At 67.9% G+C, this 15,840-nt stretch carries 17 protein-coding genes; 6 read left to right on the top strand and 11 right to left on the bottom strand.

What is annotated here, in order from left to right:
• Positions 1-8: 8 nt before the first annotated feature.
• The 4 genes from LCL61_RS13865 to LCL61_RS13850 all read right to left on the bottom strand — a co-directional run bounded on the left by LCL61_RS13865 (position 9) and on the right by LCL61_RS13850 (position 3,591).
• The gene (locus LCL61_RS13865; RefSeq protein ID WP_340687200.1) at positions 9-380 is read right to left on the bottom strand and encodes a YciI family protein; all 372 of its coding nucleotides are present in this window, start codon (positions 378-380) and stop codon (positions 9-11) included.
• Positions 381-479: 99 nt separating this feature from the next.
• Positions 480-1,283 (bottom strand): ABC transporter permease, encoded by an 804-nt coding sequence (locus tag LCL61_RS13860; protein ID WP_007032380.1) that lies wholly within the window; start codon positions 1,281-1,283, stop codon positions 480-482.
• Positions 1,280-2,233, bottom strand: coding sequence for an ATP-binding cassette domain-containing protein (locus tag LCL61_RS13855; protein WP_340687199.1), 954 nt, complete (start codon positions 2,231-2,233; stop codon positions 1,280-1,282). Before LCL61_RS13855 ends, LCL61_RS13860 begins: the two co-directional genes overlap by 4 nt.
• 68 nt (positions 2,234-2,301) lie before the next feature.
• Positions 2,302-3,591 carry an acetyl-CoA C-acetyltransferase gene (locus LCL61_RS13850; RefSeq protein ID WP_340687198.1) on the bottom strand — a complete coding sequence of 430 codons (1,290 nt, stop codon included), beginning with the start codon at positions 3,589-3,591 and terminating at the stop codon, positions 2,302-2,304.
• Positions 3,592-3,683: 92 nt separating this feature from the next.
• Between LCL61_RS13850 and LCL61_RS13845 the strand changes: the two genes are divergently transcribed.
• Both LCL61_RS13845 and LCL61_RS13840 read left to right on the top strand, forming a co-directional pair.
• The gene (locus LCL61_RS13845; RefSeq protein ID WP_340687197.1) at positions 3,684-5,018 is read left to right on the top strand and encodes a 3-oxoacyl-ACP reductase; all 1,335 of its coding nucleotides are present in this window, start codon (positions 3,684-3,686) and stop codon (positions 5,016-5,018) included.
• A 2-nt stretch (positions 5,019-5,020) separates the two neighbouring features.
• Positions 5,021-5,866, top strand: coding sequence for a MaoC family dehydratase (locus LCL61_RS13840; RefSeq protein WP_340687196.1), 846 nt, complete (start codon positions 5,021-5,023; stop codon positions 5,864-5,866).
• On the opposite strand, the gene LCL61_RS13835 is transcribed toward LCL61_RS13840, so the two are convergent.
• The gene (locus tag LCL61_RS13835) at positions 5,849-6,514 is read right to left on the bottom strand and encodes a TetR/AcrR family transcriptional regulator (RefSeq protein WP_016338219.1); all 666 of its coding nucleotides are present in this window, start codon (positions 6,512-6,514) and stop codon (positions 5,849-5,851) included. The two genes, LCL61_RS13840 and LCL61_RS13835, sit on opposite strands and share 18 nt — an antisense overlap.
• 128 nt (positions 6,515-6,642) lie before the next feature.
• On the opposite strand from LCL61_RS13835, the gene LCL61_RS13830 reads away from it, so the two are divergent.
• Entirely contained in the window at positions 6,643-7,278 is a 636-nt protein-coding gene (locus LCL61_RS13830) for an SCP2 sterol-binding domain-containing protein (RefSeq protein ID WP_063274063.1), read from the top strand.
• Between the two features lie 29 nt (positions 7,279-7,307).
• A complete protein-coding gene (locus tag LCL61_RS13825; protein WP_425342002.1) occupies positions 7,308-7,955 on the top strand; it encodes an SCP2 sterol-binding domain-containing protein in 648 nt (215 codons plus the stop codon).
• Here the strand turns inward: LCL61_RS13825 and LCL61_RS13820 are convergent.
• From LCL61_RS13820 to LCL61_RS13805, 4 genes are all read right to left on the bottom strand, one after another.
• Positions 7,952-8,434: an FxsA family protein gene (locus tag LCL61_RS13820; RefSeq protein ID WP_340687195.1), complete on the bottom strand. Its 483-nt coding sequence runs from the start codon at positions 8,432-8,434 to the stop codon at positions 7,952-7,954. The genes LCL61_RS13825 and LCL61_RS13820 overlap by 4 nt on opposite strands.
• A 45-nt stretch (positions 8,435-8,479) precedes the next feature.
• Positions 8,480-8,695 (bottom strand): hypothetical protein, encoded by a 216-nt coding sequence (locus LCL61_RS13815; protein WP_340687194.1) that lies wholly within the window; start codon positions 8,693-8,695, stop codon positions 8,480-8,482.
• 243 nt (positions 8,696-8,938) lie between these two features.
• Complete coding sequence (locus LCL61_RS13810; protein WP_340688576.1) at positions 8,939-10,882, bottom strand: ABC transporter ATP-binding protein; 1,944 nt, start codon at positions 10,880-10,882, stop codon at positions 8,939-8,941.
• Between the two features lie 26 nt (positions 10,883-10,908).
• Entirely contained in the window at positions 10,909-11,478 is a 570-nt protein-coding gene (locus LCL61_RS13805) for a TetR/AcrR family transcriptional regulator (RefSeq protein ID WP_340688575.1), read from the bottom strand.
• Positions 11,479-11,681: 203 nt separating this feature from the next.
• Here LCL61_RS13805 and LCL61_RS13800 point away from each other — a divergent pair, with 203 nt between their 5' ends.
• Positions 11,682-12,470: an SMP-30/gluconolactonase/LRE family protein gene (locus LCL61_RS13800; protein WP_340687193.1), complete on the top strand. Its 789-nt coding sequence runs from the start codon at positions 11,682-11,684 to the stop codon at positions 12,468-12,470.
• Here the strand turns inward: LCL61_RS13800 and LCL61_RS13795 are convergent.
• Complete coding sequence (locus tag LCL61_RS13795; RefSeq protein WP_340687192.1) at positions 12,467-13,183, bottom strand: hypothetical protein; 717 nt, start codon at positions 13,181-13,183, stop codon at positions 12,467-12,469. The two genes, LCL61_RS13800 and LCL61_RS13795, sit on opposite strands and share 4 nt — an antisense overlap.
• A gap of 132 nt (positions 13,184-13,315) precedes the next feature.
• The gene (locus LCL61_RS13790) at positions 13,316-14,881 is read right to left on the bottom strand and encodes a S8 family peptidase (protein ID WP_340687191.1); all 1,566 of its coding nucleotides are present in this window, start codon (positions 14,879-14,881) and stop codon (positions 13,316-13,318) included.
• Between the two features lie 393 nt (positions 14,882-15,274).
• On the opposite strand from LCL61_RS13790, the gene LCL61_RS13785 reads away from it, so the two are divergent.
• Positions 15,275-15,790 carry an N-acetyltransferase gene (locus tag LCL61_RS13785; protein WP_340687190.1) on the top strand — a complete coding sequence of 172 codons (516 nt, stop codon included), beginning with the start codon at positions 15,275-15,277 and terminating at the stop codon, positions 15,788-15,790.
• Positions 15,791-15,840: the final 50 nt, after the last annotated feature.

The following is a 15,840-nucleotide window of genomic DNA, read 5'->3' as shown; positions in this document are numbered from 1 at the left end:
GTGTGGGGTCATGAGGTGAAGGCCTCGATGTCCTCCGCCTCGACGACCGTCCGCACCTCGACTTCGATCTCGTCGAACAACGCGGCGTAGGACTCGGCGAACGAGACGGCCTCGGCCAGGTCCTTGGCGTTGATCAGCGCGAACCCGCCGATGACCTCCTTGGCCTCGGTGAACGGGCCGTCGGTCGCGGTGATCTTGCCGCCGCGCGCCTTGCGGACCTTCGCGCCCTTCTCCGATGGGTGCACGCCCTCCGCCGTGATCAGGATGCCCTTCTCGAACGAGTCCTCGATGAAGGCGCCCATCTTCTCGATGAACTCCTTGCTGGGGTTCCAGGCCTCCGGGGCGCTCTCGTCCAGCCGGTGCATCATCAGAAACCGCATCGTCGCTCCTCAGTGTCTTGGCGGGGCTGTTTCTACCCCGCCTTCACCGACGCGTCGAGCGGCTCGACGGCGGTTCGACATTTCGGAACAAAAGTTTTTCTATCGGCTCGCGACCTTCTTGTACCGGGCCGTCGCGAGCGGCGCGAAGATCGCGATGATGGCGACGCAGCACAAGATCGCGTACAGCGACGCGTGCTCGGCCGGCCAGCCCGTCGGTGCCGCGCCGAAGCGGTTCCCGAACAGGTCACGCGCCGAGTTGATCACCGCGGTGAACGGGTTCCAGTCGGCGATCGCCTTCAGCACGCCCGGCAGCTTGTCCGCCGGGACGAACGCCGTCGAGATGAAGCTCAGCGGGAACATCCACATCAGCCCGGCGCTCTGCGCCACCTCGACACTGCGCGCGACGAGCCCGATCCACGCGCCGACCCAGGACAGCGCCCAGGCGAACATCAGCATCACCAGGTAGCCGAGCACCGCGTCGAGGAAGCTGCCGCGGATCCGCCAGCCGACGAGCAGCCCGCACAGCGACATGACGACCAGCGCGACCACGCTGATCACCAGGTCGGACGTCGTCCGGCCGAAGATCACCGCGAGGCGGGAGATCGGCAGGGAACGGAACCTGTCGATGATGCCCTTCTGCAGGTCGTTCGCGAAGCCGATCACGGTGAACGCCGAGTTGAACGCGACCGTCTGCGCGAAGATGCCCGCGATCAGGAACTCCCGGTACGCGAGCCCGCCCGCCTCGCCGCCGATCGCGTCGCCGAAGACGTACGCGAACAGCAGCACGAACATGATCGGCTGCAGGGTCGCCGCCATCAGCCAGTCCGGGTTGCGCTGGACGTTCTTCAGGTTCCGCCAGGTGATCACGCCACCGTCGGAAAAGGCCTTCGCGACCGCGCTCACTTTTTCTCCCCCTCGTCCGTGGCGTGTCCTGTGAGCGAAAGGAAGACGTCGTCGAGCGTCGGCCGGTGCAGTGCGACGTCCTGGACGGCGACACCTTGCGCGTCCAGCCGCCGCAACGCTTCGATCAGCGCCTTCGGCCCGCCCTCGACCAGGACGTCGACCTTGCGGGTGTGCTCGTCGACCGACGGCGTGCCCGACCCGACCTCGGTGAGCACCTGCGTGGTCATGGCGAGGTCGCTCGTGTTCGCCACGACGAGCTCCAGCCGCTCGCCGCCGATCTCCTGCTTGAGCTCGTCGGCGGTGCCGCGCGCGATGACCTTCCCCTTGTCGATCACCACGATCGAGTCGGCGAGCTGATCGGCCTCCTCCAGGTACTGCGTCGTCAGCAGCACGGTGGTGCCGTCGGCGACGAGTTCCTTGATGACCTCCCAGGTGTCGATCCGGCCGCGCGGGTCGAGCCCGGTGGTCGGTTCGTCGAGGATCACCACGGTCGGCTCGGCGACCAGCGCCCCCGCGAGGTCGAGCCGCCGCCGCATACCGCCGGAGTACGTCTTGGCGGGGCGATCCGCCGCGTCCTCCAGCCGGAACCGGGCGAGCAGCTCACGCGCCCGCGACTTCGCCGCGGCCTTCTTGCTCCCGTACAGCCTGCCGACCATGTACAGGTTCTCGAAGCCGGTGAGGTTCTCGTCCACGGCGGCGTACTGCCCGGACAGCCCGATCGACCGCCGGACGGCGTCGGGCTGGGCCAGCACGTCGTGCCCGGCCACCTCCGCCTCGCCCGAATCCGGGCGGAGCAGCGTGGTCAGGATGCGGACCGTCGTCGTTTTGCCGGCGCCGTTCGGCCCCAGCAGGCCCAGCACCTTGCCCTTCGGGATCGACAGATCGACCCCGTCGAGCGCCCGTGTTGACCCGTAGGTTTTGACCAGTGCTTTCGCCTGAACCGCGAACATGCGGTCAACCTAGACCCCGGCACCGACAAAGGCACCGGGGTTTTTCCCCGATCCGCTGCTGGCGAACGTCACTTTTCGAGGATCGCGGTGACGCCCTGGCCGCCCGCGGCGCAGATCGAGATGAGTCCGCGACCGGATCCCTTCTCGTTCAACAGCTTCGCGAGGGTGGCGACGATCCGTCCACCGGTCGCGGCGAACGGGTGACCGGCCGCCAGCGAAGAACCGTTGACGTTCAGTTTCGCCCGATCGATGGAGCCGAGCGGCTCGTCGAGACCTAGCTTCTCCTTGGCGAACGCCGGGTCCTCCCACGCCTTGAGGGTGGCGAGCACCTGCGACGCGAAGGCCTCATGGATCTCGTAGAAGTCGAAGTCCTGCAAGGTGAGCCCGGCACGCGTGAGCATCTGCGGGACGGCGTACGCGGGCGCCATCAGCAGGCCTTCGTCACCGTGGACGTAGTCGACGGCCGCGGTCTGCGAGAACGTCAGGTACGCCAGCACCGGCAGCTTCCGCGCCTTCGCCCACTGCTCGGTCGCGAGCAGGACCGTCGACGCGCCGTCGGACAGCGGCGTCGAGTTGCCCGCGGTCATCGTGCCGTCGGGGCCACCGAAGGCGGGCTTCAGCTTCGCGAGCTTCTCGACGCTGGAGTCCGGCCGCAGGTTCTGGTCGCGTGCCAGCTTGAGGTACGGCGTCACCAGGTCGTCGAAGAAGCCCTTGTCGTACGCGGCGCCGAGCCGCTGATGGCTGGTGGCGGCGAGCTCGTCCTGCGCCTCGCGCGTGATCTCCCAGACCTTCGCGGTCAGCGCGGCGTGCTCGCCCATGGACAGGCCCGTGCGCGGCTCGGAGTTACGCGGGATCTCGGGGACGATGTGGCCGGGGCGCAGCTTCGCGGCGAGCTTCAACCGCTCTGGCAGCGTCTTCGCGGCGTTGAGCTGCACGAGGATCTGGCGCAGGTCGTCGTTGACCGCCAGCGGCGCGTCGGACGTGGTGTCGACGCCGCCCGCGATGGCCGAGTCGATCTGGCCGAGGGCGATCTTGTTGGCGACGTTGATGATCGCCTGGAGGCCGGTGCCGCAGGCCATCTGCACGTCGGAGGCCGGGGTGGCGGGGTTCAGCCTGCTGCCGAGGACGCTTTCGCGGGCGAGGTTGAAGTCGCGGGCGTGCTTGAGCACGGCGCCGGCGGCGACCTCGCCGATCACCTCGTCCTGCAGGGAGAAGCGGCTGACCAGGCCGTCGAGGGCGGCCGTGAACATGTCCTGGTTCGACGCTTTCGCGTACGGACCGTTCGAGCGGGCGAAGGGGATCCGGTTGCCGCCGATGATCGCGACCTTGCGCACGGGTGCCGTCCTTTTCGTGGCCATTTTTTCCACTCCTCCGTAGGCTCTCTCACACTGTAACCTACTAGCGAGTAGGTTAGACTGCGACGTGACGCAAACTGCACGGGAGGCACGTAATGGCTGACAGGTACCAGCAGTTCACGAAGAGCCCGGTAGGGAAATTCGTGGTGCCGAAGCTCGGCCTGCCGAACCCCGCCACGCTCCGCCGGTACAAGCCCGGCCAGCCCGCTCTCGAGGGTCCCGCACTTCTGGGTGCCGCGCCGGGCGGCCGTCTCGAAAAGGTGATCGAGGCGCAGCTGCACCGCGCGGGTATCGAGGTCCTCTCGACGGCGGCCGACAAGCACGCAGCGCTCGTCTTCGACGCGACAGGCGTGAAGGACCCGAAGCAGCTTCGCGAGGTCTACAACTTCTTCCACCCCGTGATCCGGAGCGTCGGACCGTCGGGCCGCGTCGTCGTCCTCGGAACGCCGCCGGAGCTGGCCCAAGGACACGAGCGGATCGCCCAGCGTGCGCTCGAAGGCTTCGTCCGTTCCGTCGGTAAGGAGCTGAAGCGCGGCGCGACCGCTCAGCTCGTGTACGTCGCCGAAGGAGCCGAAGAGGCCACTGAGTCCACGCTCCGGTTCCTGCTGTCGGCGAAGTCCGCCTTCGTCGACGCCCAGGTCATCCGCGTGGGCACCGAGACCAAGACCGCCTCGGCCCCGGCCGACTGGACGAAACCCCTCGAAGGCAAGGTCGCCCTGGTCACCGGCGCTTCCCGCGGTATCGGCGCCGCCATCGCCGAGGTGCTGGGCCGAGACGGCGCCCACGTCGTCGCGCTCGACATCCCCGCGCAGGGCGCGGACCTGTCCAAGGTGGCCAACAAGGTCGGCGGCTCGTCGCTGCAGCTGGACATCACCGCCGCCGACGCGCCGGAGAAACTCGCCGAGTACCTGACCACGCGCCACGGCGGTGTCGACATCGTCGTGCACAACGCGGGCATCACGCGGGACAAGACCCTCGGCAACATGACCGAAGGCGGCTGGGACTCGGTCATCGCGGTCAACCTCGCCTCGCAGCTCGCGGTGAACGAAAAGCTCGTGGCCGACAAGGTGCTGCACGAGAACGGCCGGATCATCGGCGTCTCCTCGATCGCCGGGATCGCGGGCAACGTCGGCCAGACCAACTACGCCACCAGCAAGGCGGGCGTCATCGGCATGGTGAACGACGGCGCGCCGAAGCTCGCCGAGTACGGCGGCACGATCAACGCCGTCGCGCCCGGCTTCATCGAGACGAAGATGACCGCCGCCGTCCCGCTGTTCATCCGCGAGGCGGGGCGCAGGTTGTCCAGCCTCGGCCAGGGCGGGCTCCCGGTCGACGTCGCCGAGACGATCGCCTGGTACGCGAACCCGGCTTCGGCCGCGGTCAACGGCAACGTGGTCCGCGTCTGCGGCCAGGCACTGCTGGGGGCGTGAGCATGGCCGTCAAGGAACTCCACGAATCGCCGAGCCTGTCTTCGCTGTACCCCAAGGCGTTGCTCGGCTCGCTGCGCAAGAGCGGCGGGGACACGCTGCCGTCGACCGAGTTCGTCCGTGAGGGCGTCGTCGTCGATCCGGCCCACCTCGCCGCGTACAACCAGGTGTGCGGATTCCGGCTCGACGACGTGCTCCCGGCGACGTATCCGCATATCCTCGCGTTCCCGTTGCAGATGGCGCTGATGACCGAGGCCGACTTCCCGTTCCCGTTGCTGGGCATGGTGCACGTCGCCAACCGGATCACCCAGCACCGGCAGCTGCGGCTCGACGAGTCGTTCACCCTGCGCGTGCGCGCGGAGGACCTGCGCCCGCACGAGAAGGGCAAGCAGTTCGACGTCGTCAGCGAGCTGCTGGTCAGCGACAGTCCTGTGTGGACGGACGTCAGCACGTATCTGCGCCGCGGAGGCGGCAGCGGCGAGAAGACCTCGCGCGGTCAGCTTTCCCAGCCGACTCCCAACGCGATCTGGCACGTGCCCGGCGACATCGGCCGCCGCTACGCCGAGGTATCCGGCGACCGCAACCCGATCCACCTGCACCCGATCACCGCGAAGGCGTTCGGCTTCCCGGCGGCGATCGCGCACGGCATGTGGACGAAGGCGCACGCGCTCTCGGCCTTCGAGGGCAGGCTCCCGGAGGCGTTCACCGTCGACGTCAAGTTCAAGCAGCCGGTGCTGCTGCCCGCCAAGGCCGCTTTCACCACCTGGAGTGAAGGCGATGGCTGGGCGTTCGAGCTGTGGAACGCGCGCAAGCCGAAGCCGCACCTGGAGGGCTCAGTCGTCGCTCTCTGACGGCTTCCAGATCTCGCCCTCGACGAGGTCGTTGAACCCGAGCCAGACCAGGTTCATCAGCCACGAGGCGAGCACGCCGTCGGAGACGTCGGGGTGGTCGAGTGCCCAGTCGGCCAGCGACTCGGCCGCCCCGACCAGCGCGGCGGACAGCCCCGCGCCGGAGAACTCGGCCTGTTCGCCGAGGCCCTTGCGGGTGCCGGCGGAGACGACCAGCGCGGCGACCAGCTCGATCGCGCGGGTGCGCATGTCGGTGATCTCCGCGGCGAAGGTGCCGCCGACGGTCATGGCCTGGCGGTGCAACACCGTCCAGGACTCGCGGTAGTCGGCGACGAACCGGTAGAACGCGCGGAGCCCGTGCCAAAGCTGCATGTCGGGCGGCAGATCGGGTTTGATCCCGTCCTGCACCGCCTCCAGCAGGCGGGTGGCTTCGCGGCGGATGCACGCGCCGAAGAGGTCTTCCTTCGAGCCGAGATAGGTGTAGATCATCGGCTTGGACACGCCGGCGACCTCGGAGATCTCGTCCATCGACGCGGAGTGATAGCCGTAGCGCGAGAACACCGAGACCGCCGCGTCCAGGATCTGGCGTTCCCGCACCGCTCTCGGCAGCCTTTTGGCGCGTTCGGCGGGACGCGGCACTTCCTCGGACAACTCAAGACCTCCCATTAGTTCGCGTAAGACGCTACCGGGCTACCACCGGCATGGGTGATTTCGGCACGCTTGCCCGTCTACCTACTCGCGGGTAGCCTTACGCTCGGGTAGGCGGAACTGGAGGGAAGATGACCGAGATCGTGGGGCTGACCGGCCGCGCGCTGGTCGACGCGCTGGAACGGATCGAGCCGGATTCCGCCGAAGCGCACTCTCTCGACGTCAACGAGGTCGCGGGCGCCATCGACCCGAAGGACCTCGGCAAGGACGACGTCCGGCGGCTGCTGACCGCCCTGGGGCGGCTCGCCGAGTCCGCGCCCGCGTTCGACCTCCGCAAGGTGGACCCGGCCCGCTTCGCGAACCTCGTCGCGCGCGCCTCGCGTACACAGCTCGAGAGCGTCGTCGCCGAACGGCCGCTCCGGGAGCGCGTGCTGCGTGAGATCTTCGACCGCATGGGCGCCCACATCCGGCAGGACCGCGCGAAGACCCTGCACGCCGTGGTGCACTGGCGGCTGTCCGGCGGCACCGGCGACGGCGGGTACGACCGCTACGAGACGGTGATCTCGCACGGCGAGTGCACGGTCAGCCGCGACATGAGGGAGAAGCCGAGGGTGACGATCACGATCGCGCCCGTCGATTTCTTCCGGCTCATCACCCATCAGGCGACGCCGGCTGTGCTATTCGTCACGGGAAAGATCAAAGTAAAAGGTGACCTGGCATTCGCGGCCGGTCTGATCGGTTTCTTCGACCTGCCGAAGCCGTCCTGAACCCGGCCGAGCAGATACACTTCCGTGCCGTGCCCCGAAATTCTCCGAACCGGCGCTGGCGGGACAAGGTACGCCTTTCCCGTCCGTCGAGGCCGCACAAAACGCGCACCGGTGGCGAGCACGTCGTCAACGCCTTCGCGGAGAAACTCGAGCTCGCCAAACTGAGCCCCGAGCAGTTCACCCAGGTCCTGGAAACCCTGCACATGCTGGGCGAAACCGGTGCGGGCATCGAGCTGAGCTCACTGGAGACCGAGGTGCTCGTCGACGTCGTGCAACGCGCGTCGCGGGAGCAGCTCAAGGCCATCGCCGATCATCCGGACCTGCGTTCGGCTTTCCTCGACGAGATTTTCCGCAGAATGTCGGATCATTTCGTTCCGGAACGCGCGCGGCATGTCGACTTCGTCGTCGCGTGGCGTTTTACCGACGGTGACGGAGAAGACGGTTTCGATCGTTTTCAAACGGTCATCGAAGACGGCGTCTGCGTTTCCAGCACCGATCTCGCGCGCTCTCCGGACACCACCATCACGCTGTCCGTCGACGACTTCATCCGGATGGCCACCGGCAACGCGGCGGTGGCGGCGATGTTCGTGACGGGCAAGGTGAAGGTCAAGGGCGAGTACGCACCGGCCGTGCGGTTCAGCGGGTATTTCGACATCCCGAAGCCGAGCGGCGCCTAGCCCTCGACGATGCGGCCCTCGATCACCGGCGGCTGCTTCTTGGCGGCCTCCGCGGGCGGCGTGTCCACGACGACCTCGCTGTCCACGACCATCACCGGCCCTCGCGTGCGGTTGGCGAACTTGACCGCCCGGCGCGCCATCCGCTTCTGCCAGACCTTGCGCGCGACGCTCCGTGTCGGCGGCAGGATGAACAGCAGGCCGATGACGTCGCTGACGAAACCGGGCAGCAGGATCAGCAGGCCGCCGAGCCCGATCAGCATCCCGTCGGTGAGTTCCTTCTCCGCGTCGGCGGGACGGCCGAGCCGCGCGGACTCGGCGAACGCCCGGAAGGCGCGGCCGCCTTCACGACGCGCGAGCCAGGACCCGACGAACGCGCCGGCGAAGAGCAGCGCGATCGTGCCGAGGACGCCAACGGCCGAGCCCACCGCCCACACGGCGGCGATCTCGGCGACGACATAGAGCAGGAACGCGACAGCCATACCTGGACAACGTACGGGTTGCCCGTTTTGCTCCCAACCCCCCGGTCAACCGATCCGGCGAAGGAACTCCTCCGCCTCACGTGGGCCGATCAGCACGATCCGCCGCGCGTGCGCCCCTTGTTCCGCCAGCCGCCGCACCGTCCGCTCCCGGTGGTCCTTCGGCCAGCGCCAGACGTAGGAGTAGAACTCCAGATCCAGCCTTTCGGGGCAGCCGGACGCCTGCTTGTCCTGCCCGTATTCGCGCAGGCATCGCATCAGCACCCGCCGCTCTCGGGAGGCGGAGATGCATCGACGCCCCGTAGTTCCCGTCGATCACCCAGGCGTCGGACGCGATGACCTCCTGTTGCGCGGCGTGGAACTCGGCATCCGGTGCCGGTGTCCACCCCGGCCGCCGGTAGAGCCGGTCGAGGTGGGTGACCGGCAGGCCGAGTATGGCGCCGAGCCGTCGAGAGAACGTCGACTTCCCGGCGCCGCTGCAGCCGACGACCATGATCCGCCGCACGGTCAAGCCTCGTCGAGGTACGCGGCGGCCTGCAACGTGAACAGGTCGGCATAGCCCGCCTTCGCCGCCATCAGTTCGTCGTGTGTCCCGTATTCGGCGACCTTTCCGTGCTCCAGCAACAGAATCCGCTCCGCCTGGCGGACGGTGGAGAACCGGTGCGAGATGTACAGCGTCGTGCGCCCCTCCGAGAGCTCACGAAGCCGCGAGAAGAGATCGTGCTCGGCCTGGGCGTCCAGTGCGGAGGTGGGCTCGTCGAGGATCAGGATCGGTGCTTCCCGCAGGAACGCCCTGGACAACGCGATCTTCTGCCATTCGCCACCGGACAGGCTGACGCCCTGGTCGAACCAGCGGCCGAGCGGGGTGTCGTAGCCACTGGGCAGGCGCTCGATCCGCTCGTCGGCACCGGCCCGTTTCGCCGACGTCTCGATCCGTTCCCGGTCGACGAGGTGCGTCAGGTCGCCGAGTCCGATGTTCTCCGCCGCGGTGCCCTGATACGTCACGTAGTCCTGGAACATCGCGCTGATCCGCCGCCGCAGTTCCACCGGGTCGTACTCGCGGATGTCGACGTCGTCGAGCAGGATCCGCCCGCCCGTCGGGTCGTACAGCCGGCACAGCAGTTTGAACAGTGTCGACTTCCCGGCGCCGTTGCGGCCGACGACGGCGACCGTCTCGCCCGGCCGGATCTCGAAGCTCACGCCGTCGAGGGCGGGGTCGGCCGCTCCGGGATAGGTGAAGGACACTTCTTCGAACCGGATGTGACCCTCCACTGTGGACGGAAGAGGTCGCGGCTCCGGTGGCGCGACGATCTCCGGTTTCGTCCCGAGGAAACGGTACAGCGTGTCGAGGTAGAGATTGTTCTCGTACATCCCGGAAAACGCGGTGAACAACCCTTGGACGGACGTCTGCACCGACGCCGCGGCGGCCGTGTACAGCGCGAGATCGCCGAGGGTGAGCCTGCCGCCGACGGCCTCCAGCGCGATGTACAGCGCGATCGCGGATCCGGCGGCGGTGCTGAGCAGACCCCACGACGTCGAGCTGACGCTGCGCTTGCGGGTCAGTGTGCGCTGCCGGTCGTAGAAGACCTGGCCGAGCCGCTGGAACCGGTCGACGAAGTACGGGCCGAGCCCGAAGAGCTTGGTCTCCTTGGCGTACGTGTCCGTGGTGACCAAAGAGGACAGATAGTCCATCCGCCGTTTCAGCGGGGACATCATCAGCGTCAGCCAGAACGCGCGGGCGCCGTACTTCGACTGGGAGATGAACGCGGGGATCGGCGCCACGAGCGCGACGAGCGCCAGCAGCGGGCTGATCGAGACGAGCAGCGCGATCATGCTGCCGAAGGTGATCAGTGTCCGGATCAAGCCCAGCGCCGAGTTCATCATCGACAGCGGCCGCGTCGGCGCCTCCTGCGCGGCTTGACGCAGCATGTCGTAGGACGCGGAACCCTCGAAGTACGAAAGGTGCAGCTTGCTCGCGTGGTCCATCACCTGATGGCGGATGGTCAGCGTCATCCGTTCCTGCAGCAGTGCTTGGCCGTAGGTGGTCAGCGCCTGCGAAACCGCGGTGAGCACGAGGATGCCGAACTGGAAGAGGGCGACACCGACGATCGCGCTCTTCGTCCCGTGCCCCTGGATCGCCGCGACCACCGAGTCGATCAGCAGTTTCGCCACGTACGCGGTCGCCGTCGGGAGGAGGCCGGAAAGCAGCGTCACCAGGGTGATCACGATGGTCAGGACTGGGCTTGCCTGCCAAGTCAGCTTCGCGACCTTCGGCAGTCCGCGGACCGTGCCCGCGATGTTGACCCACATGCGGTTGAGCCGGGACTTCAAGTCTTTCGGGACGGCTTCGGGTTCAGGCTCCGGGATGTCGACCGGGCCGGTCAGACCGCTGTCGGGCACCGTCGACGGCGGACGGCGTCGCCTGCCGCCGCGCGCCATGAACAGTTCCAGGCCGCCTCCCCCGCCGGGCGGGCCGATCACGCGGCCGCCAAGGCGCCGTTGAGGAACACGTCGACGAGCTCCATCGTGGTGGGCTCGTCACCGGTTTCGCTGAACCGGATCCGGCCGCTGAACAGCAGCGACAGGAAGAGCGCCGCGGACTGCGCCGGCGGCAGGCGGAGCCGGTCCTTCTCCGGTTCGAACAGTTCGGCCATGGCGTCGCGCATGGCGCTCATCGACTCCTTTCGCCGGTCCCTGCGGTCGCCGTGGCGATGCTCCGGCCACTTGCCGGAGCCGTGCATGACCGCCATGAGCGCGCCCATGCGCTGGAGGTGCGCGCTGAGCGCGTCGGCCGCCTCGATGAGCCTGTCGTCGAGGGACTGGTCGAGGTCGATGACCGCGATCGCGTCGAGTACCTGGTCGGGTTTCAGCGCTTCGGCGAAGCAGGTGGCGAACAGTTCGTCCTTGTCCTTGAACACGCGGAAGACCGTGCCCTCGCCGATGCCCGCGGCACGCGCGATCTGGCTCGACGTGACACCGGCGCCGTGCTCCACCAGCAGGGGCAGCACGGACTGGACGATCATCCGGCGCCGCTCGTCGGCACTCATCCCCGGCGCTCTCCGCCGGGCGGTGGTCTCTGTCATGCCTCCAGTTTGCGGAGTGAGCACTCACTCCGTCAAGCGATTAAGGCTGAAGTCCGTGAAGGCCTCCTTCCCTACTCTCAAGGTAGGGAAGGAGGCCTTCACGGCGTTGAGGTGTCGAAAACGGTGAGGCCCGTTCGTGTAGTGGGCAAACGACCGAAGGAGACACCATGAAGACCCTGCTCGACGGCCTCAAGCTCCCCGAATCCGCCCGCTGGCACGACGGCCGCCTCTGGCTGGCGAACTGGGGCGGCGGTCAGATCCTCGCGGTCACGCCCGGCGGCGAGAGCGAACTGATCGCGAACGTGCCGACCGCGATGCCGATCACCTTCGACTGGCTCCCCGACGGCCGCCTGCTCATCGTCGACGGCCCGAACGCTCGCCTGCTCAACGCGGACCTGAGCACCTACGCGGACCTGCGCCCGGTCGCCTCCCTCTGGAACGAGGTCGTGGTCGACGGCCGCGGCAACGCCTTCGTCAACGGGATGAACGACTTCCAGGCACCGGGCGCCATCGCCGTCGTCACCCCCGACGGCGAGGTGCGCCAGGTCGCCGACGGCATCCTGTTCGGCAACGGCATGGCCGTCACGCCCGACGACGCGACGCTGATCGTCGCCGAGTCGTACGGCAGCAGGCTCACCGCGTTCGACATCGCCGAGGACGGCTCGCTGTCCGGCAGGCGGGTGTGGGCCGAGCTCGGCGGCGACCACCCGGACGGCATCTGCCTCGATGCCGACGGCGCCGTCTGGTACGCGGACGTGGCGGGCAAGCACTGCGTCCGCGTCCGCGAAGGAGGCGAAGTACTTCAGAAGGTCGAAGCCGATCGAGGCTGTTTCTCCTGCACGCTCGGCGGCGAGGACGGGCGTTCGCTCTACGTCCTCGCCGCGGAGTGGCACGGCTGGGAGAACCCGTTCGGCGACGGGCCGACCGGTCAGGTCCAGGTCACCGAGATCGGCTAGCCGATTGCCTCGGAGGTCGCCTTCGCGACCTTCAAGGCGTTTTCCTTGCACAGCGTCTGGTCGAGCGGTTTGGACGGGTCGGCGCCGCTCACGATGATCTGCGCTTCGACGTTGCCTTGGTAAAGCTTGATCGAGCACTGCCCATCGGACCGGATGTCGTTGTAACCGGCCTTCGTCGCCTTGGCGAGGGTGGGGATCACTTCGCCGCCGTCCCGCATGGCGTTGTCGTAGCCCGCCTTGGCCCAGTCCTCGCCGGCACCGGTGCCCGGTTCCTTCGACTTCGCCAGGTACATGGTCACCGAAGCCGACGGAGCCCCGTATTCGCGCCAGGAACACGAAGACGCGGTGTAGATGATGTCGTTGTTCGACGTGCTCGCCGGCTCCTCGCCCTTCGGCGTTTCGAGCGGCGGCAGGTTCCTCACCCCGGTCCCGATCTTCTGGCAGGTGGGCAGCTTGGAGTACTTGTCCGGCGGACCGGTCTTCTTGGACGACGTCGGCGCCGCGGTCGACGACGAACCGGAGTCGGACAGCAGCAGGAAGGCCGCGACCCCGCCACCGCCGAGCAGCACGACCGCGCCGATGACGAGGCCGACGATGAGCCCGGTGTTCGACTTCTTGGGCGGCGGGCCGTATCCGGGCGGCGGATACCCCGGATATCCCTGCGGCGGATACGGCTGCTGAGGTCCCTGCTGATAGGGCGGTCCGGGCTGCATGCGGAGAGGGTAAAGCCTCGCGAAGGTCCTTAGTGGACGAACGCCGCAACTGGGCGCCGAATCACTCTCCGGAGACGTGAAGGCCCCCTTCCCAGCAGGAGGAAGGGGGCCTTGACGCACTCCAGGGGTGGATCAGACGGTCAGCGACCAGCTGTTGAGCGTGCCGGTGTCGACCCGGTAGACGTCCTGGACCTTCAGCTTCCAGGCACCGTTCGCGGCCTCGGACGAGACGTTGGCGGTGTAGGTGGTGTTGATGTTGTCGGACGAGTCGTTGCTCGAACCCTTCAGGCGGTAGGAGCTGCCGTCCGGCGCGACCAGGTCGATGACGAGGTCACCGACGTAGGTGTGCGTGATGTTCACCGCGACCTTGGTGGTGGCCGAGGCGTTGCGGGCGCAGTTCGCGACGGTGATCGTGCTGGTCACCGCGGCACCGGCGTCGGGGATGGCGACGACGCCGCTGTTGGTCTGCGTGCCACAGGGGGTCGGCTCGGGGTCGGGGCCACCGCCGGTGCCGGTGTAGAGCAGCACGTTCGGCGAACCGGTGCCCGGGTTGGTCACCTTGTCCTTGGTGCCGTTGGCGACCAGCGCGTCACGGACCTGCTTCGGCGTGGCCGACGGGTTGGCGGAGGCGTACAGGGCCGCCGCGCCCACGACGTGCGGAGTCGCCATCGAGGTACCGCTGATGGTGTTGGTGCCGTTGTTCAGCCACGTCGACGTGATGCCGCTGCCCGGCGCGAAGATGTCGAGGCAGGTGCCGATGTTGGAGAAGCTCGACCGCGCGTCGGTGTTCGTCGTCGAGCCGACGGTGATCGCTTCCGGCGTACGGGCGGGCGAGGTGTTGCAGGCGTTGGCACCGGTGTCGTTACCGGCCGCGACACCGTAGGTGATGCCTGCCGCGATCGACCGCTGGACGGCCTGGTCGAGGGTCGTCGAAGCGCCGCCACCGAGGCTCATGTTCGCGACGGCGGGCTTGACGGCGTTCGCGGTCACCCAGTCGACACCGGCGATGACGCCGGCCGTCGTCCCGGAACCGGAGCAGTTCAGCACGCGGACGGCGACGAGCTTGACGCCCTTGGCCAGACCGTGCGCGGTACCGCCGATGGTGCCGGCGACGTGGGTGCCGTGACCCTGGCAGTCCGTGGCGTCGTTGTCGTTGTCGACGGTGTCACGGCCGTGGGTCGCGCGCCCGCCGAAGTCGGGGTGCGTGGTGAGGATGCCGGTGTCGACGACGTACGCGGTGACGTTCGACGCCGTGGTGCTGTAGCCGTACTTCTGGTTGAGCGGAAGGCTCTGCTGATCGACCCGGTCCAGGCCCCACGACGGCGGGTTCAGCTGGTCCACCGAGATCGAGACGGTCTGGTTCTGCTCCACGTACGCGACGGCGGGGTCGGCGGCGACGCGCTTCGCCTGCTTTTCGGTCAGCGCACCGGAGAAACCACGGACCGAAGACGCGAAGGTCTTCTCGACCGTGCCGCCGTGGCGCTGGGTCACGCTCTTCGCGGTGGCTTCGACCGACGAGCCGTCCTTCAGCACGACGATGTAGCTGTCCTTGATCGCCTTGTCGCTACCCGCGTTGACGATCGAACCCTCGGCCGCCGACGCGACGGTGGTGCCGCCCAGCGCCGTCAGCACGGCGACGGCCGCGGCCACACCGAAGGCGGGCAGTCGTCTCTTCAAGGTTCCCAGGGAATTGTTCAAGATATTCCTCCCAGGCAGGGTCGACCCACGGGCATGACGAAGCCCGCCGGATCGTTGGGGTGACTCAGAGGTGAAGCGCGTTCCACTTAGGAGCGCAGGCTGAGACTAAGTCGCGGTTTCACCCCAAGGAAGACCTTGCATTACGGACATCCCGGTAGTAATGGACGTCGCGTCGACGCAGCTCGGGCACCGTTCAGCCCCCGCCTTTAGTCGCGTTTTACCGCCGTACGGCCCACGAAGAATTGGGGATCCGCACATCTGGTGGTCGTTTTCCGTCCCCTCGGCCGTTTCAACGCCGTGGAAGTACACACGGATGGCCGCCTACTAAAGTCGCGACCTCGCGGCGCGGAAATCGATTTCCATCCTACCTTCGGATGGAGCACACTCGGGCGCATGCTGATCCGACAGGAAACCCCGGCCGACCGCGAGGCGATCCACGCCGTCCATCTGGCCGCGTTCGAGAAACTCAGTGTCCCGGTGGTCGAGGCGAAACTCGTCGACGAACTGCGGGAGGACGGTGACCTGATCGGCGCACTGTCCATCGTGGCCGAACGCGACGGGGAGGTCGTCGGGCACGTCTGCTGCAGCCCGGCCAAACTCGGCTCCGACGAGAAGTCCACGGTCGGTCTCGGCCCGCTCGGAGTCCTGCCCCAGCATCACGCTTCCGGCGTCGGCTCCGCGCTCGTGCACGCCGTGCTCGGCGCGGCGGACGCGCTCGGTTACGGCGCCGTGGTCCTGCTGGGCGACCCGAACTACTACTCCCGCTTCGGCTTCGTGCTCGCCGCGCGGCACGGGATCACGCCGCCGGTCGCGGAATGGGCGCCGCACTTCCAGGTCCGCACCCTGCGCGCGTACACGCCCGACCTCCAGGGCGAGTTCCGCTACTCACCCGCCTTCGACCGCCTCTAGCCTCCTCCGCGTTTAGTCCTCTGAATGCGGTAGTTGCACACGCAAGGACC

The organism is Amycolatopsis coloradensis (genome assembly GCF_037997115.1).
GTDB classification, from domain to species: domain Bacteria; phylum Actinomycetota; class Actinomycetes; order Mycobacteriales; family Pseudonocardiaceae; genus Amycolatopsis; species Amycolatopsis coloradensis_A.
Note: the sequence above shows the minus strand (reverse complement) of the source record. Positions and strands in the feature narration are given on the sequence as shown.